The organism is Streptomyces sp. NPDC003697, from assembly GCF_053587115.1.
Window position 1 is genome coordinate 43,919 of sequence record NZ_JBSFNN010000005.1, and the last position, 22,974, is coordinate 66,892.

The 22,974-nt window shown below is 70.6% G+C and carries 20 protein-coding genes and 1 pseudogene; 19 read left to right on the forward strand and 2 right to left on the reverse strand.

Going from position 1 to position 22,974, the window contains the following annotated elements; translation table 11 throughout:
• Positions 1-31 precede the first annotated feature (31 nt).
• From ACWDNY_RS03260 to ACWDNY_RS03290, 7 genes are all read left to right on the forward strand, one after another.
• A complete protein-coding gene (locus tag ACWDNY_RS03260) occupies positions 32-724 on the forward strand; it encodes a histidine phosphatase family protein (RefSeq protein WP_451644064.1) in 693 nt (230 codons plus the stop codon).
• 174 nt (positions 725-898) lie between these two features.
• Complete coding sequence (locus ACWDNY_RS03265) at positions 899-2,188, forward strand: hypothetical protein (RefSeq protein ID WP_451643986.1); 1,290 nt, start codon at positions 899-901, stop codon at positions 2,186-2,188.
• A gap of 66 nt (positions 2,189-2,254) precedes the next feature.
• A complete protein-coding gene (locus ACWDNY_RS03270) occupies positions 2,255-2,920 on the forward strand; it encodes a TlpA family protein disulfide reductase (protein ID WP_451643987.1) in 666 nt (221 codons plus the stop codon).
• Between the two features lie 6 nt (positions 2,921-2,926).
• Complete coding sequence (locus ACWDNY_RS03275) at positions 2,927-3,688, forward strand: cytochrome c biogenesis CcdA family protein (RefSeq protein WP_451643988.1); 762 nt, start codon at positions 2,927-2,929, stop codon at positions 3,686-3,688.
• A gap of 3 nt (positions 3,689-3,691) precedes the next feature.
• Positions 3,692-5,479 (forward strand): cytochrome c biogenesis protein ResB, encoded by a 1,788-nt coding sequence (gene resB / locus ACWDNY_RS03280; RefSeq protein WP_451643989.1) that lies wholly within the window; start codon positions 3,692-3,694, stop codon positions 5,477-5,479.
• A complete protein-coding gene (ccsB, locus tag ACWDNY_RS03285; RefSeq protein WP_451643990.1) occupies positions 5,476-6,579 on the forward strand; it encodes a c-type cytochrome biogenesis protein CcsB in 1,104 nt (367 codons plus the stop codon). Before resB ends, ccsB begins: the two co-directional genes overlap by 4 nt.
• Positions 6,580-6,761: 182 nt before the next feature.
• Complete coding sequence (locus ACWDNY_RS03290; protein ID WP_451643991.1) at positions 6,762-7,169, forward strand: SRPBCC domain-containing protein; 408 nt, start codon at positions 6,762-6,764, stop codon at positions 7,167-7,169.
• A 35-nt stretch (positions 7,170-7,204) separates the two neighbouring features.
• On the opposite strand, the gene ACWDNY_RS03295 is transcribed toward ACWDNY_RS03290, so the two are convergent.
• Entirely contained in the window at positions 7,205-7,597 is a 393-nt protein-coding gene (locus ACWDNY_RS03295; RefSeq protein ID WP_451643992.1) for a PLD nuclease N-terminal domain-containing protein, read from the reverse strand.
• An 87-nt stretch (positions 7,598-7,684) separates the two neighbouring features.
• Here ACWDNY_RS03295 and ACWDNY_RS03300 point away from each other — a divergent pair, with 87 nt between their 5' ends.
• The 12 genes and pseudogenes from ACWDNY_RS03300 to ACWDNY_RS03355 all read left to right on the forward strand — a co-directional run bounded on the left by ACWDNY_RS03300 (position 7,685) and on the right by ACWDNY_RS03355 (position 21,674).
• Positions 7,685-9,142: a menaquinone biosynthesis decarboxylase gene (locus ACWDNY_RS03300; RefSeq protein ID WP_451643993.1), complete on the forward strand. Its 1,458-nt coding sequence runs from the start codon at positions 7,685-7,687 to the stop codon at positions 9,140-9,142.
• The gene (gene mqnP / locus ACWDNY_RS03305) at positions 9,139-10,041 is read left to right on the forward strand and encodes a menaquinone biosynthesis prenyltransferase MqnP (RefSeq protein ID WP_451643994.1); all 903 of its coding nucleotides are present in this window, start codon (positions 9,139-9,141) and stop codon (positions 10,039-10,041) included. The genes ACWDNY_RS03300 and mqnP overlap by 4 nt, the downstream gene beginning before the upstream one ends.
• A 121-nt stretch (positions 10,042-10,162) precedes the next feature.
• The gene (locus ACWDNY_RS03310; protein ID WP_451643995.1) at positions 10,163-10,834 is read left to right on the forward strand and encodes a UbiX family flavin prenyltransferase; all 672 of its coding nucleotides are present in this window, start codon (positions 10,163-10,165) and stop codon (positions 10,832-10,834) included.
• Between the two features lie 99 nt (positions 10,835-10,933).
• Positions 10,934-11,389 carry an Lrp/AsnC family transcriptional regulator gene (locus tag ACWDNY_RS03315; RefSeq protein ID WP_361505664.1) on the forward strand — a complete coding sequence of 152 codons (456 nt, stop codon included), beginning with the start codon at positions 10,934-10,936 and terminating at the stop codon, positions 11,387-11,389.
• An 83-nt stretch (positions 11,390-11,472) separates the two neighbouring features.
• Entirely contained in the window at positions 11,473-12,636 is a 1,164-nt protein-coding gene (gene mqnE, locus ACWDNY_RS03320) for an aminofutalosine synthase MqnE (protein WP_451643996.1), read from the forward strand.
• Positions 12,637-12,693: 57 nt separating this feature from the next.
• Positions 12,694-12,828 (forward strand): annotated as a pseudogene (locus ACWDNY_RS03325) (UdgX family uracil-DNA binding protein); the annotation flags it as partial.
• A 307-nt stretch (positions 12,829-13,135) separates the two neighbouring features.
• Positions 13,136-17,806, forward strand: coding sequence for an RHS repeat-associated core domain-containing protein (locus tag ACWDNY_RS03330; RefSeq protein WP_451643997.1), 4,671 nt, complete (start codon positions 13,136-13,138; stop codon positions 17,804-17,806).
• The gene (locus ACWDNY_RS03335; protein WP_451643998.1) at positions 17,803-18,228 is read left to right on the forward strand and encodes a hypothetical protein; all 426 of its coding nucleotides are present in this window, start codon (positions 17,803-17,805) and stop codon (positions 18,226-18,228) included. Before ACWDNY_RS03330 ends, ACWDNY_RS03335 begins: the two co-directional genes overlap by 4 nt.
• Positions 18,229-18,303: 75 nt before the next feature.
• A complete protein-coding gene (locus ACWDNY_RS03340) occupies positions 18,304-18,828 on the forward strand; it encodes an N-acetyltransferase family protein (RefSeq protein ID WP_451643999.1) in 525 nt (174 codons plus the stop codon).
• Between the two features lie 137 nt (positions 18,829-18,965).
• A complete protein-coding gene (locus ACWDNY_RS03345) occupies positions 18,966-19,262 on the forward strand; it encodes a DUF4229 domain-containing protein (RefSeq protein WP_451644000.1) in 297 nt (98 codons plus the stop codon).
• 316 nt (positions 19,263-19,578) lie between these two features.
• Positions 19,579-20,877, forward strand: a complete 1,299-nt coding sequence (locus ACWDNY_RS03350; protein ID WP_451644001.1) for a dicarboxylate/amino acid:cation symporter — start codon at positions 19,579-19,581, stop codon at positions 20,875-20,877.
• A 116-nt stretch (positions 20,878-20,993) separates the two neighbouring features.
• The gene (locus tag ACWDNY_RS03355) at positions 20,994-21,674 is read left to right on the forward strand and encodes a TetR/AcrR family transcriptional regulator (protein WP_451644002.1); all 681 of its coding nucleotides are present in this window, start codon (positions 20,994-20,996) and stop codon (positions 21,672-21,674) included.
• A gap of 155 nt (positions 21,675-21,829) precedes the next feature.
• Here the strand turns inward: ACWDNY_RS03355 and ACWDNY_RS03360 are convergent, their stop codons facing one another.
• Positions 21,830-22,819 (reverse strand): MaoC/PaaZ C-terminal domain-containing protein, encoded by a 990-nt coding sequence (locus ACWDNY_RS03360; protein WP_451644003.1) that lies wholly within the window; start codon positions 22,817-22,819, stop codon positions 21,830-21,832.
• Positions 22,820-22,974 lie beyond the last annotated feature (155 nt).

A 22,974-nucleotide genomic window follows, 5' to 3' on the forward strand; every position in this document is an offset into this window, starting at 1 on the left:
CGGGCAGAGCGGCACGAGCGAGAAGGACGGCATGAGCGAGAAGCGGGACGCCGACGACATCACCGTCGTCCACCTGATGCGGCACGGCGAGGTCGACAACCCGGACGGCGTCCTCTACGGCCGCCTGCCGGGCTACCACCTCTCCGGGCTGGGCCGGCAGATGGCCGAGCGGGTCGCCGAGCACCTCGCCTCCCGCGACGTCACCCACGTCGTCGCCTCCCCGCTGGAGCGGGCGCAGGAGACGGCCACGCCGATCGCCAAGGCGCACGGGCTGGACGTGGACACCGACGAGCGGCTGATCGAGGCCGACAACGTCTTCCAGGGCAGGACGTTCGGCATCGGGGACGGTGCGCTGCGCCGGCCCGGGAACTGGCGGCACGTCGTCAACCCGTTCAAGCCGTCGTGGGGTGAGCCGTACGTCGACCAGGTCGTGCGGATGATGGGCGCGCTGGACGCGGCGAAGGACCGGGCGCGCGGGCACGAGGCCGTGCTCGTCAGCCACCAGCTGCCGATCTGGGTCGTGCGCTGCTACGTCGAGCGGCGGAAGCTGTGGCACGATCCGCGCAAGCGGCAGTGCACGCTCGCCTCGCTGACGACGTTCACGTACCGGGGCGACCGCATCGTGTCCGTCGGCTACACCGAGCCGGCGCGCGACCTCGTTCCCGCCCACCTGCTCGCGGGCGCCAAGCCGGTGAAGGGGCAGGGCAAGGGCTACGGCGCCTGAGCCGTGCCAACGTGTCCGCGGAGGCGCTGGGTTGAGGTCCACCGCCACGTCTGACGGGCCGTCACGCACATTCCGCACGATCGTTACAAAATATGTAAACCAGCTCGGAACCTCCCCGATCCGCACGCCCTCTGAGTGGGTGACCACCCAAGGACGTGACGGATCGGGGATCTCATGCGCACCATCTCCCGGAGGGGAATACTCGGCCTCGGCGCGGGCGCGGCGGCCGGCGCCGGACTCGCGGGGTGCGGCACCCACACGCCCTCGGACGCCGCGGCGCACGCGGGTGGTTCCGGCGGTGCCGGGAAGGGGCGCCCGCACGGCACCGTGCAGCCCGCCCGGCCTCTCGGTGACGGCTCCACCTCGTACACCGGCAAGCAGCCCCACCAGCCCCCCGCCGCCGTGCCGCTGGAGCCGGGCCAGACGCCGCCGCAGTTCGTGGTCTTCTCCTGGGACGGGGCCGGCGAGGTCGGCAACGGCCTGTTCCCGCGCTTCCTGGACCTCGCCAGGGAGCACGGCGCGCACATGACCTTCTTCCTCTCCGGCCTGTACCTGCTGCCGGAGTCCAGGAAGCGCCTGTACGACCCGCCGAACAACCCGCGCGGCGCCTCCGACATCGGCTACCTCACCGACGAGCACGTCAGGGCCACCCTCACCAACGTCCGCCGCGCCTGGCTGGAGGGCCACGAGATCGGCACCCACTTCAACGGCCACTTCTGCGCCGGCGGCGGCTCGGTGGCCCACTGGACGCCGAAGCAGTGGCGCGCGGAGATCGACCAGGCGAAGTCCTTCGTGCAGCGGTGGCGAACCAACACCGGCTGGACCGACCTGCCGTCACTGCCCTTCGACTACGACAGGGAGCTCGTCGGCGGCCGCACGCCCTGCCTGCTCGGCCAGGACAACCTGCTGCCCACCGCCCGCGAGCTCGGCTGGCGCTACGACGCCTCCTCGCCCGGCGGCCGGCAGACCTGGCCGCGGAAGAGGCAGGGCCTGTGGGACCTCCCGCTCCAACAGATACCCTTCCCCGGACGCGGCTTCGAGGTCCTCTCGATGGACTACAACATGCTCGCCAACCAGTCGCTGAACTCGACCAAGGCCCCCGCCCACAACTACCCGGGCTGGCGGCGGCAGTCCGCCCAGGCGTACATTCAGGGATTCAGGCGGGCATACGAGACCAACCGGGCGCCGTTCTTCATCGGCAACCACTTCGAGCAGTGGAACGGCGGCATCTACATGGACGCCGTCGAGGAGGCCCTCGAGCACATGGCGCGGGAGAAGGAGAAGGGCGGCGACGTGCGCCTGGTCTCCTTCCGGCAGTTCGTCGACTGGATGGACGTGCAGCGGCCCGAGGTGCTCGCCCGGCTGCGCACCCTGGAGGTCGGACAGCAGCCCGCGGGCGGCTGGGCGGAGTTCCTGAAGGACACCGCCGCGCCGAGCGCGAAGGGCACCGGAAAACCCGCCTGAAATGCTCCTTTCCTGCCGGGAGGGGGGTGCGGAAGATCCCCGCGGAAGGCATGCGAAACTTTTCACATGAGTGCCGCCAGCAGCGCCCCCCCGTGCTCGAACCGGTCCGACCCGGCCTCCCGTACGCACCGTACGCGCCCGACCCGCGCGCGTAGCCGCGCCGCCCTGCTCGCCGCGGGCACCGCCGTCGCGGCACTCGCCCTGTCCGCGTGCGGCTCCGGCGGCACCTCGGGCGGCTCCGGCAACACCCACTTCATCACCGGCACCGACGGCGTCGCGACCGTGAAGAAGGGCGAACGCAAGCCCGCCCCCGACCTGTCCGGCAGGACCGTCGACGGCAAGCAGCTCGACCTCGCCGACTACCGGGGCAAGGTCGTCGTCCTGAACATCTGGGGCTCCTGGTGCTCGCCGTGCCGGGCCGAGGCGCCCAACCTCGTCACGGTGGCCAAGGACACCTCCGCGCGGGGCGTCCAGTTCGTCGGCATCAACACCCGCGACACCAGCACCCAGCCGGCCGCCGCCTTCGAGAAGCGCTACGCGGTGCCCTACCCCAGCCTGTACGACCCGACGGGCAAGCTGATGCTCCGCTTCGGCAAGGGCACCCTCAACCCGCAGGCCATCCCGACCACCCTCGTCATCGACCGGGACGGGAACGTCGCGGCCCGCGCGCTGCAGGCCCTCAGTGAGGACAAGCTGCGCAGGATGCTCGACCCGGTCGTCGCGGAGAAGTGAGCCGCCGTGCTACTGGCCGCGGTCCCCGACCCCAACCACACCGTCCTCACCGGAGCGCTGCTGCTCGCGGTGCCCCTCGCCGTGCTCGGCGGGCTCGTCTCCTTCTTCTCGCCCTGCGTCCTGCCGCTCGTGCCCGGCTACCTCTCCTACGTGACCGGCGTCACCGGCACCGACCTCGGTGAGGCGCGGCGCGGCCGGATGGTCGCGGGCGCCTCGCTGTTCGTGCTCGGCTTCACCGTCGTGTTCGTCTCCGGCGGGGCGCTGTTCGGGTACGCCGGGCAGTCGCTGCAGGACCACAAGGACGTCCTGTCCAAGGTGCTCGGCGCGCTGATGGTCCTGCTGGGCGTCTTCTTCATGGGGCTGATGCCCTGGCTGACCCAGCGCGAGTTCCGCCTCCACCGGCGCCCGGCCGCCGGCCTGGTGGGCGCGCCCCTGCTGGGCGCGCTGTTCGGCATCGGCTGGACCCCGTGCATCGGCCCGACCCTCGCCTCCGTCCTGGCCCTGTCCTCCCAGCAGTCCAGCGCGGGCCGGGGGGCCGTACTGACCGTGGCCTACTGCCTCGGCCTCGGCGTCCCGTTCGTGCTCGCCGCGGTCGCCTTCCGCAGGGCGCTCGGCGCCTTCGACTGGGTCAAGCGCCACTACGTCTGGGTGATGCGCATCGGCGGCACGATGATGATCGTGACCGGCGTGCTGCTGCTGACCGGCGTCTGGGACCGCCTGGTGCAGCAGATGCAGACCTGGTCCGCCGGCTTCTCTGTGGGGATCTGATCGATGAGCAAGACGACAAGCGGCACGCCCACCGAAGAGACCCGGGGCGCGCCACCCGCCGACACGGACGAGCTGGGAGCCGCCGGCTCGCAGCTCTCCACCGCGCCCGTCGAGACGGCAGTCCCGGGCTCCTTCGGCGGCAACCGCGCCCCCGGCCTGAGCGGCCGGCTGGCCTGGACGGCACGGGAGACCGTCGGCTGGGCCCGCTGGTTCTGGCGGCAGCTCACCTCCATGCGGGTGGCGCTGCTGCTGCTGTTCCTGCTCTCCCTCGGCGCGGTGCCCGGTTCGCTCATCCCGCAGACCGGCACCAACGCCATGAAGGTGGAGGAGTTCAAGGACGCGCACCGCACGCTCGGGCCCGTCTACGACAAGCTGGGCCTGTTCCACGTCTACAGCTCGGTGTGGTTCTCGGCCGTCTACATCCTGCTGTTCGTCTCCCTCATCGGCTGCATCGTCCCGCGCACCTGGCAGTTCACCGGCCAGCTCCGCGGCCGTCCGCCGGGCGCGCCCAGGCGGCTGACGCGGCTGCCCGCGTACACCACCTGGCGCACCGCGGCCTCCCCCGAGGAGGTCCGCGAGGCCGCGCTGAAGGTCCTGCGGCAGCGCCGGTTCCGCGCCCACGTCGCCGGTGACGCCGTCGCCGCCGAGAAGGGCTACCTGCGGGAGGCCGGCAACCTGCTGTTCCACATCGCCCTGATCGTGATGCTGGTCGCCTTCGCCTGGGGCCAGCTGTACAAGACCGAGGGCAACAAGCTGGTCGTCGAGGGCGACGGCTTCTCCAACACGCTGATCTCCTACGACGACTTCAAGTCCGGCAACCTCTTCGACGCCGACCAGCTCGTGCCGTTCAGCTTCGACCTGAGGAAGTTCACCGCGACCTACGAGCGCAGCGGGCCGAACAAGGGCTCCGCGCGCACCTTCCAGGCGGACCTCACCTACAGCGAGGGCGCCTACGGCAAGGAGAAGAAGGCCACCGTCAAGGTCAACGAGCCACTGGAGATCGGCGACGCCAAGGTCTACCTGGTCAGCCACGGCTACGCTCCCACCGTCACCGTCCGCGACGGCAGGGGGAAGGTCGTCCTGCACCAGGCCGTTCCCCTGCTGCCCCTCGACGCCAACGAGACCTCGCAGGGCGCGATCAAGGTCTTCGACGGGTACCGCAACGCGCGGGGGGAGGAGGAGCAGCTCGGCTTCGCCGCGTTCTTCGTGCCGACCTTCGCCGGCGCCGGCAAGGGCAGCATGTTCTCGCAGTTCCCGGCGCTGGACTTCCCCGTCCTCGCGCTGACGGGGTACCACGGCGACCTGGGGGTCGACTCGGGCGTCCCGCAGAACGTGTACCAGCTGGACACCAGGAACCTGAAGCAGTTCAAGGACGCCGACAAGAACATCCTCAAGGCCCGTCTGCTGCCCGGCGAGACCATGAAGCTGCCCGGCGGCGCCGGCTCGATCACCTTCGACAAGGAGATCAAGGAGTGGGCCGGGTTCCAGGTCGTGCAGCAGCCCGGCACCGGCTGGGCGCTGGCCGGCGCGCTCGCCGCGATCGCCGGCCTGGCCGGCTCCCTGTTCATCCAGCGCCGCCGCGTCTGGGTGCGCGCCGTCGCGGACGCCGACGGCGCGACCGTGGTCGAGATGGCGGGTCTGGGGCGCAGCGAGTCCGCGAGACTCCCCGAGGAACTGGGCGACCTGGCCGCCCTCGTGCACGACAAGGCACCCACCAAGACCGACGCCGACCCCGACCCGGGGCCGGGCGCCGACACCCCCGCACCTGCCGAAGGGGCTGAGAAGAAGTGACTCTCGCCGCCGCAACCGAGCTCGCCTCGGCGACCAACGAACACCTCGCGAACCTCAGCAACTCGCTGATCTACTCCTCGATGGCCGTCTACACCCTGGCCTTCTTCGCGTACATCGCCGAGTGGCTCCTCGGCAGCCGCAGCAAGGTCGCCCGCACCGCGGCCGCGCTGACGAGGAGCGGCGCCGCGGCCGGGACCGGGGCGCCCGCCGTCACCGTCAAGCGGGCCGGGGGCACCGCGGTCCTGGAGCGGCCGCAGGTCGTCGTCCGGTCCGCGCCCGGCTCGCGCGACGTGCCCGACGGGCCCGGAGCGCACGGCGGCGACGAGAAGGGCGACCTGTACGGCCGCATCGCCGTGTCCCTGACCGTGCTCGCCTTCCTCGTGGAGCTCGCCGGTGTGATCGCCCGCGCGGCGTCCGTGGCGCGGGCGCCGTGGGGCAACATGTACGAGTTCAACATCACCTTCTCCACGGTCGCGGTCGGCGTCTACCTCGGGCTGCTCGCGCTGAGGAAGAACGTGCGGTGGATCGGCCTGTTCCTGACCGCCACGGTGCTGCTGGACCTCGGCCTCGCCGTGACCGTCCTGTACGCGGCCAGCGACCAGCTCGTCCCGGCGCTGCGCTCGTACTGGCTGTACATCCACGTCTCCACCGCGATCTTCTGCGGCGCGGTGCTCTACGTCGGCGCGGTCGCCACCCTGCTGTACCTCTTCAAGGACTCCTACGAGAACAAGCTGGCCTCCGGCGGGACGCCCGGCCGGTTCGCCACCTCCGTTCTGGAGCGGCTGCCCGCCTCGGCGTCCCTGGACAAGTTCGCCTACCGCATCAACGCGGCCGTCTTCCCGCTGTGGACGTTCACGATCATCGCGGGCGCCATCTGGGCGGAGTCGGCCTGGGGCCGCTACTGGGGCTGGGACCCCAAGGAGACCTGGGCGTTCATCACCTGGGTCGCCTACGCCTGCTACCTGCACGCCCGGTCCACGGCCGGCTGGAAGGGCCGCAAGGCGGCGTACATCGCGCTCGTGGCGTTCGGCTGCTGGCTGTTCAACTACTACGGCGTGAACATCTTCGTCAGCGGCAAGCACTCGTACGCGGGCATCTGACGCGACTTCCGCCGGAAGGCCGCGCCCGTGACGCCGGGCGCGGCCTTCCGGCGTACGGGGCGACGGCTCACCGGGCACGGTCCCGCGGCGTACGCACGGGGCGGGACGGCGCCCCGTCACCCCGGCCGCGGCCGGGCGCGCAACCACGTGCGGAAGGCCGCCCCGCGGGTCACGCTGGTGTCATGACCGGTTCCGTCGAACAGGGCACCAGCCAGACCCACGGGAACACGCACATCCTGCACCTGCTGGTACGGCTTCCGCGGCGCATGGAGACGGTCTGGCCGGCCCTGTCCACCCCGCAGGGGCTCGCGGGCTGGTTCACCGCGGCCGACACGCTCGAACCCCGGCTCGGCGGCGCGGTCGCCCTGCGGGGCCTCGGCAGCGGCCACATCACCGCGTGGGACGTCGACCGGGTCGCCGAGTACACCCTGGAGGGCGGCGGCCGCCTCCGCTTCCACCTGGAGCGCGACGGCGAGGACGGCTGCGTCCTCCGCTTCAGCCACGAGTTCCAGGGCGAGGGGGAGACGGAGCCGCGCTGGCGCGCCCGCTTCCAGCGTCTGATCGAGCTGCTGGCCGAGCCGGCGGCGTGACCGGCACGTGGACGGCGGGCCGTCGCGGCGGCGTGTCAGCCGGTGCCGTCCTCGCCGCGTTCCCGGCGCCGCAGCTCCTCCTCGCGGCGGCGCAGGTCGGCCTCCCAGTCCTTGAGCAGCGCCTCGTCCTTCTTGTTGTCCTCCTTCAAGGACTTCAGGAACTCGGGGTTGTCGTCGGGGGCGACGTACTGGACGCGGTGGTTGCGGTGCCACTCGGAGGGCGTGGAGCCGTTCGCCGGGGCGTGCCGCACCTTGCCGGCCGCCAGCCAGGCGATCGGGCCCACCAGCACCTCGCCGAAGAGCAGGATGACGATCACCCAGACCACCTTGGGCAGCCCGCGGACCTCCTCCTCGGGCGTGTTCAGACAGTCGATCAACGCGTAGATCCACAGCGCCAGGACCAGCAGGAACGGCAGATACCTGAGCATGGTGGTGCGATCCCCCAGAAGACGGCGAGGGGCGTGACAGGGCCCCGGTGACCGGGACAGAGTAGCGGGTGTCCGATACTGGACCGCATGGCTTACGACGATCTTCGCTCCCTGCTCAGGGCGCTGGAGCGCGAGGGCGACCTCAAGCGCATCAAGGCCGAGGTCGACCCCTGTCTGGAGGTCGGTGAGATCGTCGACCGGGTGCAGAAGTCCGGCGGACCGGCGCTGCTGTTCGAGAACGTGCGCGGGTCGAGCATGCCGCTCGCCATGAACGTGTTCGGGACCGACCGGCGGCTGCTGAAGGCGCTGGGCCTGAAGTCCTACGCGGAGATCTCCGACCGGATCGGCGGGCTGCTCAGGCCCGAACTGCCGCACGGCTTCGTCGGCGTGCGCGAGGCGTTCGGCAAGCTCGGCGCGATGACGCACGTGCCGCCGAAGAAGGTGAGGTCCGACAGCGCGCCCGTGCACGAGGTCGTGCTGCACGGCGACGACGTCGACCTCGACCGGCTGCCGGCCCTGTTCACCTGGCCCAAGGACGGCGGCTCCTTCTTCAACCTGGGGCTCACGCACACCAAGGACCCCGAGACCGGCGTCCGCAACCTCGGCCTGTACCGCCTGCAGCGCCACGACAAGCGCACCATCGGCATGCACTGGCAGATCCACAAGGACAGCCGGAACCACTACCAGGTGGCGGCGCGGCGCGGCGAGCGGCTGCCCGTCGCCATCGCCTTCGGCTGCCCGCCCGCCGTGACGTACGCGTCCACCGCCCCGCTGCCGGGGGACATCGACGAGTACCTGTTCGCCGGGTTCGTGGCGGGCAGGCGGATCGAGATGGTCGACTGCAAGACCGTCCCGCTGCAGGTGCCGGCCAACGCCGAAGTCGTGCTGGAGGGCTGGCTGGAGCCGGGCGAGATGCGCCCGGAGGGCCCGTTCGGCGACCACACCGGCTTCTACACCCCGCAGGAGCCCTTCCCGGCGCTGACGATCGACTGCGTGACGATGCGCAGACGCCCGCTGCTGCAGTCGATCGTGGTGGGCCGGCCCCCGACGGAGGACGGGCCGCTCGGCCGTGCGACGGAGCGTTTCTTCCTGCCGCTGCTGAAGATCATCGTGCCGGACATCGTGGACTACCACCTGCCGGAGGCGGGCGGCTTCCACAACTGCGCGATCGTCTCGATCGACAAGAAGTACCCCAAGCACGCGCAGAAGGTGATGCACGCGATCTGGGGGGCCCACATGATGTCCCTCACCAAGCTGATCGTGGTCGTCGACGCCGACTGCGACGTGCACGATCTGCACGAGGTCGCCTGGCGGGCCCTCGGCAACACGGACTACTCCCGCGACCTCACAGTCGTCGAGGGGCCCGTCGACCATCTCGACCACGCCTCCTACCAGCAGTTCTGGGGTGGCAAGGCGGGCATCGACGCGACCCGGAAGCTGCCCGAGGAGGGCTACACCAGGGACGGCGGCTGGCCCGAGATGGTGCTGTCCGACCCCGATACGGCGGCGAAGGTCGACCGCCGCTGGAAGGAGTACGGGCTGTGACGTCCGCATCCGCCGCGCTCCCGCAGCAGGGACGCACCAAGGCGTTCCTCCGCCTCGTGATGATCGAGCACTCCGTCTTCGCGCTGCCGTTCGCCTACATCGCCGCGCTGACCGCGATGTACCAGCGCGACGGCAACATCCACTGGGGGCGGCTGCTGCTGGTCACCGTCTGCATGGTCGGCCTGCGCACGTTCGCGATGGCGGTCAACCGGATCATCGACCGGGAGATCGACGCCCGCAATCCGCGCACGGCCCACCGCGAGCTGGTGACGGGGGCCATGTCGGTCCGGCACGCGTGGACCGGCGCCCTGATCGCCCTCGTCGTCTTCCTGGGCGCGGCCGCGCTGCTGAACCCGCTGTGCCTGGCGCTGGCGCCGATCGCGGTGGTCCCGATGGTGGTCTACCCCTACGGCAAACGGTTCACGAACTTCCCGCAGGCCATCCTCGGGCTCGCCCAGTCGATGGGACCCGTCGGCGGCTGGCTGGCCGTCTCCGGCTCCTGGTCCTGGGAAGCGGTGATCCTGGGCCTGGCCGTCGGCGTGTGGATCGGCGGCTTCGACCTGATCTACGCCTGCCAGGACGTCGAGACCGACCGGCGGATCGGCGTGCGGTCGGTCCCGGCCCGCTTCGGCATCCCGGCGGCGATCCGGGGCGCCCGCGGCTGCCACCTGGTGACCACGGCCCTGTTCGTCTGGTACGCGGTCGCCACCGGCGCCGGCGCCTTCTTCTGGCTCGGTCTGGTGATCGTCGCGGGCGCGTTCGTCTACGAGCACACCATCGTCCGCCCGCACGACCTGTCCCGGCTGAACCGGGCGTTCTTCAGCGTCAACGGCTTCATCGGCATCGCCCTGTTCGTGTGCGCGCTGCTGGACCTGCTGGTGCGCGGCCTGACCGTGTGAGGACACGCGGCGCCCCCGCGGGGGCCGGACACCCCGGCGATCCCCGCCGGACGTCCGCCCGTGGGCGCGCGTGCGTCCGGCCGGTCCTGAGCACGCAGCGTGACGCCGGTAGGCTCAAGGTGTGAACGCAGGAGAAACGCAGCGCACGCCTTGGATCGTGGGGGTGTCGGGAGCGTCCGGCACGCCGTACGCGGCCGCGGTGCTGCGCGCGCTCCTCGACGCGGGGGAAAGCGCCGACCTGGTGGTGAGCCGGGCCTCCCGGCTCACCCTCCTCGACGAGACCGGCATCTCCTTCCGGGACGCCCACTGGCGGGACGACCTGCGGCAGTGGCTGTCGCTCGGCGCCGACGGCAAGCCCGGCACGTTCGACGTGGACCTCGCGGGCGTGCGGCACTGGAGCGCCGGGGACCTGGCGGCCGGACCGTCCTCGGGGTCCTACCCGGCCAAGGGCATGCTGATCGTGCCGGCCTCCACGGCGTGCGTGGCGGGCGTCGCGCTCGGCCTGTCGAAGGACCTGCTGCAGCGGGCGGCGAGCGTGACCCTCAAGGAGGGCCGGCCGCTCGCCGTCGCGGTGCGGGAGACCCCGCTGAACGGGCAGACGCTGCGGCACCTGGTGACGCTGGACGACGCGGGCGCCGCCGTGGTGCCCGCCTCGCCGGCCTTCTACGCCGGGGCGACGCACATCCAGCACCTGGTGGACTTCGTCGCCGGCCGCGTCCTGGACTCCGTCGGCGTGCCGCACCGGCTCTACCGCCGCTGGGGCGGCGAACTGGGCGGCGCCCGGCCCGCGTGAGCACCAGCAGGACCAGCGGGACCCATCCCTTCGGAGTACGTCAGCAACTTCGGACCTCAGCAGATCCCTCGGATTTCCTCACCGGAAGGCTTCGATCGCATGGACGCGGTGGACAGGCAGCTCATCCAGGCCCTCAGGGAGAACGGCCGGGCCTCCTACGCGGAGCTGGGGCGCCTCGTCGGCCTGTCGGGACCGAGTGTCACCGACCGCATCAACCGGCTGGAGGCGGCCGGCGTCATCACCGGCTACCGCGCCACCGTGAACGCCGCCTCGCTCGGACTCGGCGTCATCGCCCTGATCGGCATCTCGCTGTCCGACGCCGCCGACCACGAGGACGTCGCGCAGCGGCTGAAGGACCTCCCCGAGATCGAGGACTGCTGGTTCATCGCGGGCGACGACTCCTTCATGCTCAAGGTGCGCGCCACCGACGTGGACGGCCTGGAGAGGATCATCCGGCGGCTGTCGGGCACCAAGGGCGTCTCGCGGACCCGGACCACGATCGTGCTGTCCACGAAGTGGGAGAACCGGGTGGGCGAGCTGCCCGAAGAGGTGTAGCCACCCGGCGGTGAGGGGGCGCCCGAGCCCCCCGGGGCCGGGGAGTACGGTTTACGGAGTCTGTCTCAGAAAGAGGTAACCGCATGGACGTCGGGCTCAAGCGCGAGCTGGAGGAGAAGGTCCGCTCCGGCGAGCGGCTGACCCGCGAGGACGGCATCGCGCTGTACGAGTCGGACGACCTGGCATGGCTCGGCGGCCTCGCGCACGAGGTGCGCACCCGCAAGAACGGCGATGTCGTGCACTTCAACGTCAACCGTCACCTCAACATGACGAACGTGTGCACCGCCTCCTGCGCCTACTGCTCCTTCCAGCGCAAGCCGGGCGAGAAGGACGCGTACACGATGCGCATCGAGGAGGCGGTCAAGCTCGCCAAGGCGATGGAGTCGGAGAACCTGACCGAGCTGCACATCGTCAACGGCCTGCACCCCAACCTGCCGTGGCGCTACTACCCGCGCTCGCTGCGGGAGCTGAAGGCCGCCCTGCCGCACGTGTCGCTGAAGGCGTTCACGGCCACCGAGATCCACCACTTCGAGACGATCTCCGGCCTGTCCGCCTCCGAGATCCTCGACGAACTGATCGACGCGGGCCTGGAGTCCCTCACCGGCGGCGGCGCGGAGATCTTCGACTGGGAGGTCCGGCAGCACATCGTCGACCACCGCACCCACTGGGAGGACTGGTCGCGCATCCACCGCCTGGCGCACGAGAAGGGGCTGAAGACCCCGTGCACCATGCTGTACGGCCACATCGAGGAGCCGCGCCACCGCGTCGACCACGTGCTGAGGCTGCGTGAACTGCAGGACGAGACCGGCGGCTTCCAGGTCTTCATCCCGCTGCGCTACCAGCACGACTTCGTCGACCTGAAGGACGGCAAGGTCCGCAACCGCCTCCAGGCGCGGACGCAGATGGCGACGGGCGCGGAGGCCCTGAAGACCTTCGCGGTCTCCCGCCTGCTGTTCGACAACGTCCCGCACGTCAAGGTGTTCTGGGTGATGCACGGCGTGCAGACGGCGCAACTCGCCCTCCAGCACGGCGCCGACGACATGGACGGCTCGGTCGTCGAGTACAAGATCACGCACGACGCGGACAACTTCGGCACCCCGAACAAGCTGACCCGTGAGGACCTGCTGGAGCTGATCCGCGACGCCGGCTTCCGCCCGGTGGAGCGCAACACCCGCTACGAGGTCATCCGGGAGTACGACGGCCCGGACCCGCTGCGCCGCGAGTCGCCGCAGCCGATGCGGGTCTGACACCGGCGGTGGTGGCCGTGCCGGACGGGTGCCCGCCCGGCACGGCCACCGCCGCCGGCGCCCGAGGACGCCTGCACCGCCGCCCCCTTCGTCCCCGACGGGGCGGACCTGGCCGCGCTGCGCGAGGCCGCCGCCGGATGCCGCGGCTGCCCGCTGCACCGGGACGCCAGGCAGACCGTGTCCGGGGCGGGCGCGGACGGGGGTACGCCCCTCGGGGGTAGTGCGTGATCATCGAAGCGCGTCCCGTGACACGGAGCAGTTTCGTCTCAAGCAACGGGTCCGGCCACGCACCGGCCACTCCGTCCAGGAGGTGGGACCAAAGGGCCGGCGGACAGGACAACGGCAGCTCCACAGCCATCCCCACGCCTCATGGCGTGACAGGCCTCGCTCCCTGCCCCGGCATACACGGCTTAAATGAGCCGCAACGACCTGGGCCACGATCTAAAATGCGAACACGATGACGATCAAGGGAATCTGATCGACGACGGGGGCGCAGGGGATGGGTTACACGATCCCGGGTTGGCTGGACGAGATACTCGACTGCATCGGCGTCAACTTTCCGAATGTGGACGAGGACGACTACCGCGAGATGGCGACGTCCATGCGGGAGTTCGCCGAGAACTTCGAGGGCAAGAGCGGGGACGCCCACCAAGCGGTGACCCGAATTCTGTCCTCCTCGCAGGGCTGGGCCGTCGACGCGATGGAGAAGCACTGGTCGCACGTGAAGGCAGGGCACCTCGACAAGATCCCAGAGCTGGCCCGGCTGTTCGCGGAGGCGTGCGACGTGGTCGCGGACATCATTTACGGGATGAAGGTCAAGGCCGAGGTCGAACTCGCCGCCATGGCTGCTTCGGTGGGCATCTCCCTTGGCCTGGCTGCCTTCACCGGGGGCCTGTCCGCCCTGCTCGGCGCGGCCGAAATCACTGCGATGCGGCAAGCGGTGAAGCGCATTGTCGACGAGGCCGCGGACCGGGTCGTGGACGAGCTCATCAGTCGGGTGACCGAGCCGGTCAACGCCAAGTTGGAGAAGATGGTCGAGGACGCCGTTCTCGATCTGGCCGACGGTGCGTTCTCCCTGCCCCCGGAGCCGAACGCAGGCGGCGACGGCGGCGGCTCGGGTAAGCACGCCCACGGCGGCGGCATGCAGCTGGCCTCGGCCGACGGCGGGAGCCTGCTGCTCGCCTCCGCCGGGGGCAGCCGGGGCGGGGGCGGCGCCGACCTGCACATCGACCATGTGGAGTTCGAAGCCGGCGCCGGGAAGGTCGCCCGGCACGGCAGCGACCTGCACACCGCCGTCACCGACCCGCTGGAGCGGGCCAAGGGCCACTTCGGCCGCACCAAGGGCAAGGATGCCTTCACCCGGCCTTTCGAGTCCATGCTGGAGGGTGCTCTCAGGGGCTCGGAAAAAGCCGTCAACAAGGTCGTCAAGCACCTTTCGGAGACCGTCCCGGAGCGCGTGAAGGCCACCTCCCGCCTGCACAGGGGAAACGACATCGACGCCGGTCGACGGGCCAACAGCGTGCGGGTCGCATCCAGCAAGCCAGGAGGCGGGACGGGTCACCACGGCGCCCCCGCGTCCGGCCGCAATCCGGACACCGGCCTGAAGATCGACTCGTCAAAACTGTCCCAGCAGGCCAGGGAGCTGAACAACAGGCCGCTGTGCGGTGACCCGATCGACATGTCCAGCGGGCAGATGGTCCTTGCCCAGACCGATGCCGACTTGCCGGGCATCCTGCCCCTGATCCTGCGCCGTACCCATCTCTCCGGTTACGACGCGGGCCGCTTCTTCGGCCCGTCCTGGGCCTCGACCCTTGATGAACGCCTGGAGGAGAACCACGAACTGGGCGGCATCTGGTGGTACCGCGAGGACGGCTCCGTCCTCGTCTACCCACGCCGTCCCGACCTTCCCGGCGACCGCGTGGAACCCGCCGAGGGCATCCCCCTCCCCCTCACTTACGTCACCTGCGGGACGACGTACGTCCTGACCGTCCAGGACCACTACACCGGTCTGACCCGGCACTTCGAGCCTTCTTTCACCGGCGATGGGCTGTGGTGGCTGTCGAGCGTCGAGGATCGCCACGGCAACACGATCACTGTCGAACGCACCGGGAACGACACGCCCACCGCGGTCACGCACAGCGGTGGTTACCGCCTCCGCATCGACTCCGACACCGAGCAAGGCCGTGTGTCCGCCCTGCATCTCCTCACCGACGACGGCCCCGTCCGCCTGCGCACCTACCGCTACGACGGCGTCGGCGACCTCACCGAAACCCGCAACGCCGTCGACGCGCCCCTGCACCTCACCTATGACACGGCCCACCGCATCACACGCTGGCGCGACTCCAACGAGACGGCCTTCACCTACGTCTACGACGGCCAGAACCGTGTGACGGCCACCTACGGCAGCAGCGGTTTCCTCAACTCCCGCATCACGTACGCGGGGCCCGACCAGGACGGCACCACCACCGCGACGTACACAGACTCCGTCGGCCATGCGACCACCTACCGGTCCAACCGGCGCGGCCAGGTGGTTTCCGTCACCGACCCGCTCGGTCACACCACACTCCAACAGTGGGACAGATTCGACAGACTGCTGTCCCGCACCGACCCCCTCGGCCGCGCCACGCGACGGGAGTGGGACGAACACGGTGACTTGGTCGAGGTCACCGGGCCGGACGGATCCCGCACAGTCGTCCGCTACAACGCGATGCACCTGCCGGTGGAACTGACAGGGCCGGATGGTGGGGTTTTCCGCCAGGAGTTCGACCACCGTGGGAATCGCACCGCCGTGACCACTCCGGACGGAGGGGTCATTCGGTACACCTATCACCCCACGGGGGCAGTCGCCACCGTCACCGACCCGTTGAACGCCACCACCACGGTGGAGACCGACCCTGCCGGACTTCCGACGGCGATCAGCGACCCGCTGGGCGCGAGGAGCAGTTGCCGCCGGGACGCCTTCGGCCGCCCGGTCACCCTGACGAACCCGCTCGGAGCGACGACCTCGCAGGTGTGGGATCCGGAGGGCAACCTCCTCAGCCGAACCGGCCCCGACGGCAGCATGGAGTCGTGGGCGTGGGACGGTGAGGGGAACTGCGTCAGCCACACCGACGCCAACCACGGCACCACGACGCTCGAGTACGGTCCCTTCAGCCTACTGACCGCGCGTACGACCCCCGACGGCGTCACCTATCGCTTCGCTCACGATACGGAGCTGCGCCTCAGCCAGGTCACTGATCCGCAGGGGCTGAACTGGACCTATGTGTATGACGCAGCCGGTCGTCTGGTGTCGGAGACCGACTTCGACGGACGCACCACCGCGCACGCCTACGACGCAGCCGGACAGCCGGCCACCCGCACGACTCCCTCCGGCGACGTGATCAGCTACGTCTTTGACGAGGCCGGTCGTCTGGCGGGCAAGACAGCAGGAGTCGACCGGTTCCAGTACCGCTACGACCCAACGGGTCGTCTCACCTTCGCGACCGGTCCCGGCGGGCAGTTGGAGCTGCGATACGACGACGCGGGGCGTCTGCTGACGCAGAACGTCGACGGCCACATCCTGCGGTTCGACTACGACGCCGCCGGACGGCGGATCTCACGGACCACGCCGGACAACGTCGTCACCTCCCTGGAGTGGGACCCGGTGGGTAACCGCCGCGGGCTGACCATCAACGGAACCCACACGATCGCCTTCACCCACGACCGGTTGGGCCGCGAGAACGAACGGCGCATCGGTGAGCACGTCCGGCTGGCTTCGGCCTGGGACCCCGCGGGACGGCTGCAGCAACTGACGCTCACCGCTCAGGCAGGCCCCACCGCAGGCCGCGAACTGCGGTCGCGTGCCTACAGCTATCGCGGCGACGGCTTCCTGACCACCGTCCACGAGCAGATCAGCAACCACACGACCCACTACACGCTCGACCCTCTCGGACGTCCGCTTGCCGCTACCGGCCCCGCCGGACGAGAGCAGTACGGCTACGACCGGGCCGGCAACCAGACATCCGCCGCGTGGCCGGACCGAGCCGGTGACCCGGACGCTCGCGGGGAGCGCCGGTACTCCGGCACACGCCTGGTGAGGGCAGGAAACACGAGCTACCGCTACGACGCCGCCGGACGACTGATCGAACGTACGAAGAAGCGGTTGTCCCGGAAGGCCGACGTCTGGCGCTACACCTGGGATGCCGAAGGACGTCTGACCTCGTGCACGACGCCCGACGGCGCTGTCTGGCGCTATCGGTACGACCCCCTCGGTCGACGCAACGCCAAGTACCGCCTGGGCGAGGACGGAACGAGCGTCACTGAGGAAGCGCGCTTCACCTGGGACGGGACCCGTCTCGCCGAGCAGACGGACACCCGCTCCGGCGTCACGCTCACCTGGGAATACGAGGGGCACCGCCCGTTGGCGCAGTACGAGCGCAAGCCGGTCTCCCAGGAGGAGTGCGACTCCCGCTTCTTCGCCATTGTCACCGACCTGATCGGCACACCCACCGAACTGGTGAGCGAAGACGGTGACATCGTCTGGCACACCCGGACCTCCGCATGGGGCACCACGGCAGTCAACGCTGACGCCACCACTTACACACCGCTGCGCTACCCGGGCCAGTACGCCGATCCGGAGACAGGTCTCCACTCCAGCTATTTCCGCCACTACGACCCCGAGACAGCACGCTTCATCAGTCCGGACCCGCTTGGCCTGGCGCCCGCCCCCAATCCGGTGGCGTACGTGCCCAACGCGCAGACGTGGCTGGACCCTCTGGGACTTACGGCGGAAGAGAACCTGGAATGGCTCGACCCCGCGGACGTCAACTTCTCGCAGCGGACGGTCTCACCGAACGACTACGTCGAGAAGATGCGCAACGGCGAATGGGACTGGACCCGACCGGGGACGGCGCTGAGGGTGATGGAGGTGGACGGGCAGTTGGTGACGTACGACAACCGCCGCCTGGACGCGGCCCGGGAGGTCGGTACTCCTGTCGCCGTGGTCAGAGTCAATCCCGATGACCCGCACCCGGACTCGACGACCGGCATGACGTGGCGGGAGAAGTTCGAACAACGCATGACCGACAGGCGCAACAGAAACGAGCGCGGAGAGCGCGTGCCTCCCACTGGCTTGACGGAACGGCCCCAACACGTGAGAAATCCCCGCAGAAGAAAGTGCAAGAAATCATGACGGTGATCGAGCGACTCTGGCAGGAATACGAACTGCCTGCCGTGGACGGGCTGTATTTCGCAGATGGCAGGGCGTATGAGGTGTCGGTCTCCCCGGCGGAGCCCGCACTGCGCATCGAGAAGCCCATGGACGTCGGTCAGCTGCTGTCGGAAGAGCCGGAGCTCGTCGCTCGGGTCGACGGATTGAGCACCCATGAACTGGCCGACGGCGACGTCCTGTGGGCGGGGGAAGGCTCTTACGGCTCGGACGGATTCTTCGGCCGCGTTCATTCCGACCGGAGCCTCGTGTGGGCGGTCTTCCTGGAGGAGGTGGATCCGTTCACCACCATCGAAGTGTCAGGTCGGAAAGCGACCTTCACGTCGACGTCCGGGGTGACCGTGGCCGTCGACATCGACGATCCGTCGGGAACCAGGGCCGCGTAGATCGTGGCGACTGGTGGCGGTGCCGGCGTCGGCAGAGGAGGACACGACCGATCGTGTAATGGATACGATGGCTTCATGCCCCTTACCTTCACGCTTGACCCCGCCGTGGACCCCGCCCTGCGCGACGGACTGCTCGACCTGTGGACCGACGCCTCCAACGCCGGTGGGGCCGTGGGCTTCGTGCCGCCGGTGGCGCGGGACACCGTCCGCCCCGAACTGGTGCGCCACTTCGCGGCGATGGCCGAGGGGCGCGCGCGGTTGCTCGTCGGCCGTGACGAGGAGGGGCGCGTCGCCGCGGCGGCCTTCCTCACCTTGAACAGCCACCGGCTGATGACCCACTGGCTGTGGCTGTACACGGTGATGGTGCACCCGCGGTACCAGGGCAAGGGGCACGGCCGCGACCTGCTGGCCGCCGCGGCGGACGCGGCCCGCGGCTTCGACGGCATAGAGGCGATACGGCTCACCTGCCGCGGGGGCCTCGGTCTGGAGCGGTTCTACGGCTCCTGCGGCTACAAGGAGGTCGGTCGCGTGCCCGGTGCGATCCGGGTCGCCCCGGGCGACGACCGGGACGACGTGATCATGCTGCTGCCGCTGACCTGAGGGTTTGCTCCCATTTGGCACCCCCCTGCGGGCACCGTCGACGGGCGTGCTTCACTGGACGGTGACCTTCGCATTCCCCCGGTGTTCCCGGCGCCGCCCGGACCGGGGAACCCCATGGACCGGAAGAGTGGATTGAGATGCTCCGCTACACACTGATGCGCCTCGGGATCTTCGCGGGCTGCCTCGTGGTCGTCTGGGGCCTCGTCCACTCCGGCCTCGCCCCGCGCGGGCTCGGCGCCTCCAACGGCCTGTGGGTCGTGCTGCTCGCCCTGGTCGTGTCCGCGCCGATCAGCTTCGTCGTGCTGCGCAAGGAGCGGGACCGGGCGTCGGTGCAGGTCGCCCGGCGAGTGGACCGGATGAAGGCCAACATCGAGGCCAACCGCTCCCAGGAGGACGGCGCGGACGAGACGCGGGTGCAGGGCCAGGCCTCGTAACGGGCCGCCGCGCAGGCGTCCCAGGCATCACAGGCGTGTGGCGCCCCGGTATCCGAGATCCTCGGATACCGGGGCGCTCTTTGTTGTGGGGGCAAAAGGCGTGTCCATGCCTGCCAAAGAAAGGCTTTGAGGTTCTCAAAGCTCAGGTGTTAAGGTCTCCCTCATGAAGCTGGCAGCCGCGTCCCCCACGCCCCGGAGCGTGATGCTCGTGGCGCGCCTGCATGTGGACCTCTGCCGGTGCGTGTCCGCGAGCTGTCGTCCCTGACGTTCGCCCCCCGTCGTCCACCTCAGCCCCCGCACGCGTTTCCAACGGAGCATGTCCGTGTCCACGAACACGAAGTCCTTCAAGGTGCCCTTCTGGGCCCAGATACTCGCCGGTCTCGTCCTGGGCGTCCTGCTCGGCTGGCTGGCCCGCAGCCAGGACCTGCCCTGGCTGGTCACCACGCTGGAGAAGATCGGCGGCACCTTCGTCGGGCTGCTGAAGCTCGCCGTCGCCCCGCTCGTCTTCTTCGCCATCCTGGTCTCGATCACCAACCTGCGGAAGGTCAACAACGCGGCCCGCCTGGCCTCCCGGACCCTCCTCTGGTTCATGATCACGTCGCTGATCGCGGTCACCATCGGCCTCGCCATCGGCCTGGTCACCAACCCCGGCGCCGGCACCGGCCTGACCCCGAAGGACGGCGCGAAGCCCGAACACACGGGTTCCTGGCTCGACTTCCTCACCGGCATCGTGCCCACCGACGTCATCACGCCGTTCACCGAACTGAACGTCCTGCAGATCGTCTTCATGGCCGCCGTCGCCGGCATCGCCGCCCTCCAGCTCGGCGAGAAGGCCCAGCCCGTCCTCACCCTCAGCGAGTCCGTCCTCGAACTCCTCCAGAAGGCGCTGTGGTGGGTCATCCGCCTCGCCCCGCTGGGTACCGTCGGCCTCATCGGCAACGCCATCGCCACCTACGGCTGGAACCTGATCGGCAAGTACGCGACCTTCACCGCCGACATCTACGTCGGCTGCCTGATCGTCCTGTTCGGCGTCTACCCGACGCTGCTCGCCACCGTCGCCAGGCTGAACCCGCTGCGCTTCTTCCGGGGCGCCTGGCCCGCCATCCAGCTGGCGTTCGTCTCCCGCTCCTCCGTCGGCACCATGCCGCTGACCCAGAAGGTCACCGAGCGCCTCGGCGTCCCGCGGGAGTACGCGTCGTTCGCCGTGCCGTTCGGCGCGACCACCAAGATGGACGGCTGCGCCGCCATCTACCCGGCGATCGCCGCGATCTTCGTCGCCCAGATCTTCGACATCCAGCTGAGCGTCGGCGACTACCTGCTGATCGCGTTCGTGTCGGTGGTCGGTTCCGCCGCCACGGCCGGCCTCACCGGCGCGACGGTCATGCTGACCCTCACCCTGTCCACCCTGGGCCTGCCCATGGAGGGCGTCGGCCTGCTCCTGGCCATCGACCCGATCCTGGACATGATGCGCACGGCGACGAACGTCGCGGGGCAAGTCGTAAGCCCGTTGATCGTGGCGTCGCGGGAGAAGATCCTCGACCGCGAGAAGTACGACAGCGTCGAGTCGGCGCCCATCACCGCGGACGAACCCCGGGCAGTGGCTGCCGCCGCCTGATCGCCGGCCCGACAGGCCGGGTGACGCCCCGCGCCGCCGCGAGCCCGGGGCGGGCAGCCAGCCGGTGACGGCCGCGCGGCCTCAGGGAGCGCGCCGCGGACCGTACGCTGATCCGCATGGGTGCCGTGAAGACCAAGCGGATGCCGCGTGCGGTCCGCGAACAGCAGATGCTGGACGCAGCCGTGCGGACCTTCGGGCAGCGGGGCTACCGGGCCGCTTCGATGGACGAGATCGCCGAGCTGGCCGGCGTGTCCAAGCCGCTGGTCTACCTCTACCTCAACAGCAAGGAAGACCTCTTCACGGCCTGCATCCGGCGCGAGGCCGCCGCGCTCACCGCGGCGGTCCGCGCTGGGGTGCGTCCGGAACTGCCCGCCGACCGGCGGCTCTGGGACGGACTGTGCGCGTTCTTCGCGCACACCGCCCGGCACCCGGACGGCTGGACGATCCTGCACCTGCAGGCCCGCACCCACGGCGAGCCCTTCGCGGCCGAGGTCGGCGCGATGCGCGAGGAGATCGTCACGTTCGTCACCCGGCTGATCGCCGTCGCCGCGGGGGACGGGCGTGCCCGCTGCTCGGAGGGTCACCGGGATGCGGAGCTGCCCGAGCGGGACGCGGCCGGGCTCGCCGAGGCGCTCGTCGGCGCCGCGGAGTCCCTCGCCGCCTGGGCCAACGCCACGCCGGGCGTCACGGCCCGTCAGGCGGCCGCGACCCTGATGAACTTCGCCTGGGCGGGCCTGGGCAACCTCATGGAGGGCCGCCCCTGGACCCCTCCGGCGGGGTCCGGGGCGGAGGGCTGATCGCTGCCCGCGGTGGCGGGGAAGTGGGCCGTCACGACGTGCGGGACGTGCCGCCGGAGCGCCGCCGTGCCGCCGGAGCGCCGCAGTGCCGCCGTGCACCGTTCCGCGCGCACCAGGCACGTGTCCGTTGCGCGCCCACCCGGCGTGAGTCCGGGTCAGCCCCGCAGTGGGCGTACCCCGCCGGTCAGGTGAACGCGTTCGCCCCTGCCGTCGCGCAGGGCGAAGCGGCCGGTGGCGTCCGCCGCGTAGGTCACCGTGCCCGGAAGCAGGACGGGTGCCCTGAACTCCGCGCGGACCCGGGCGGCGGGCGGAGTGCCGTACGCGGCCAGGCAGCGGGCCACGGTCCACATGCCGTGGGCGACGGCCCGCGGGAAGCCGAACAGGCGGGCGGTGAGCGGGGAGAGGTGGATCGGGTTGCGGTCCCCTGACGCGGCACCGTAGCGCCGCCCGACGTCTCCGGCGAGCCGCCACTCGGCGACGGCGGGCAGCGGCGGCTCCCCACTGTCCCGGTGCTCCTCGCGGCCCGGGCGGTCCGCGCCGTCCCGGTGCTCCGCGGGGTTCCGGCGGTCTGTGCCTCCCCGGTGCCCGTCGCTCTCCGGGCGGTCCCTCCGCTCCCGGCCCTCCCCGTCGGCGCCGTGCGCGGAGTCGTCCGTGCGGTGGCGGGCGAGGTACGTGCTCGTCGACTCCCAGACGACCTCCCCGCCGTCCCGTACCTCCGTCACGACGGTCGCCTCGGTGCCGCGCCGGTGGGGTGCCAGTCCGGCGACGTGCACGGCCAGTTCGTAGGCGCCCGCCGCGGCCAGGGGTGTGTGGCGGGTGATGTCGATCGACGTGTGGACCAGGCCCAGCAGCGGCAGTGGAAAGTCGCCGCCGCTCATCAGGCGCATGGCCGCCGGGAAGCCCAGCACGTGCGGGTACGTGATCGGCAGGGTCTCCTCCCCGGTCGCGAAACCGCAGGTCCGCTCGTACGCGGCCAGCCGCGCGAGGTCCACTCGGGCGGCGGGCAGGACGAGCCGGGTGCGCGGGAAGGGCGCGTCGGGTCGGGGCCGCTTGAAGGGGGAGCGCAGGGCGCCCCGGGCCAGGAGGGGCGCCAGGGCGGGCGAGCGGGTCAGGACGACGGTGGGGGAATCGTTCGACACGGTCATGGCTGGGTCCTGTCGTTCGGATCAGGCCGGCTGTCGGGTGCCTTTCGGCCGGCCCGAGCGGGGACTGGTGCGTGCGGCTGCGAGGCGGAGCAGGGCGCCGGCGCGACGCGTCGGCGGCCGAGGACGACGCGGCGGGTGTGCGTGCCGGACCCCGC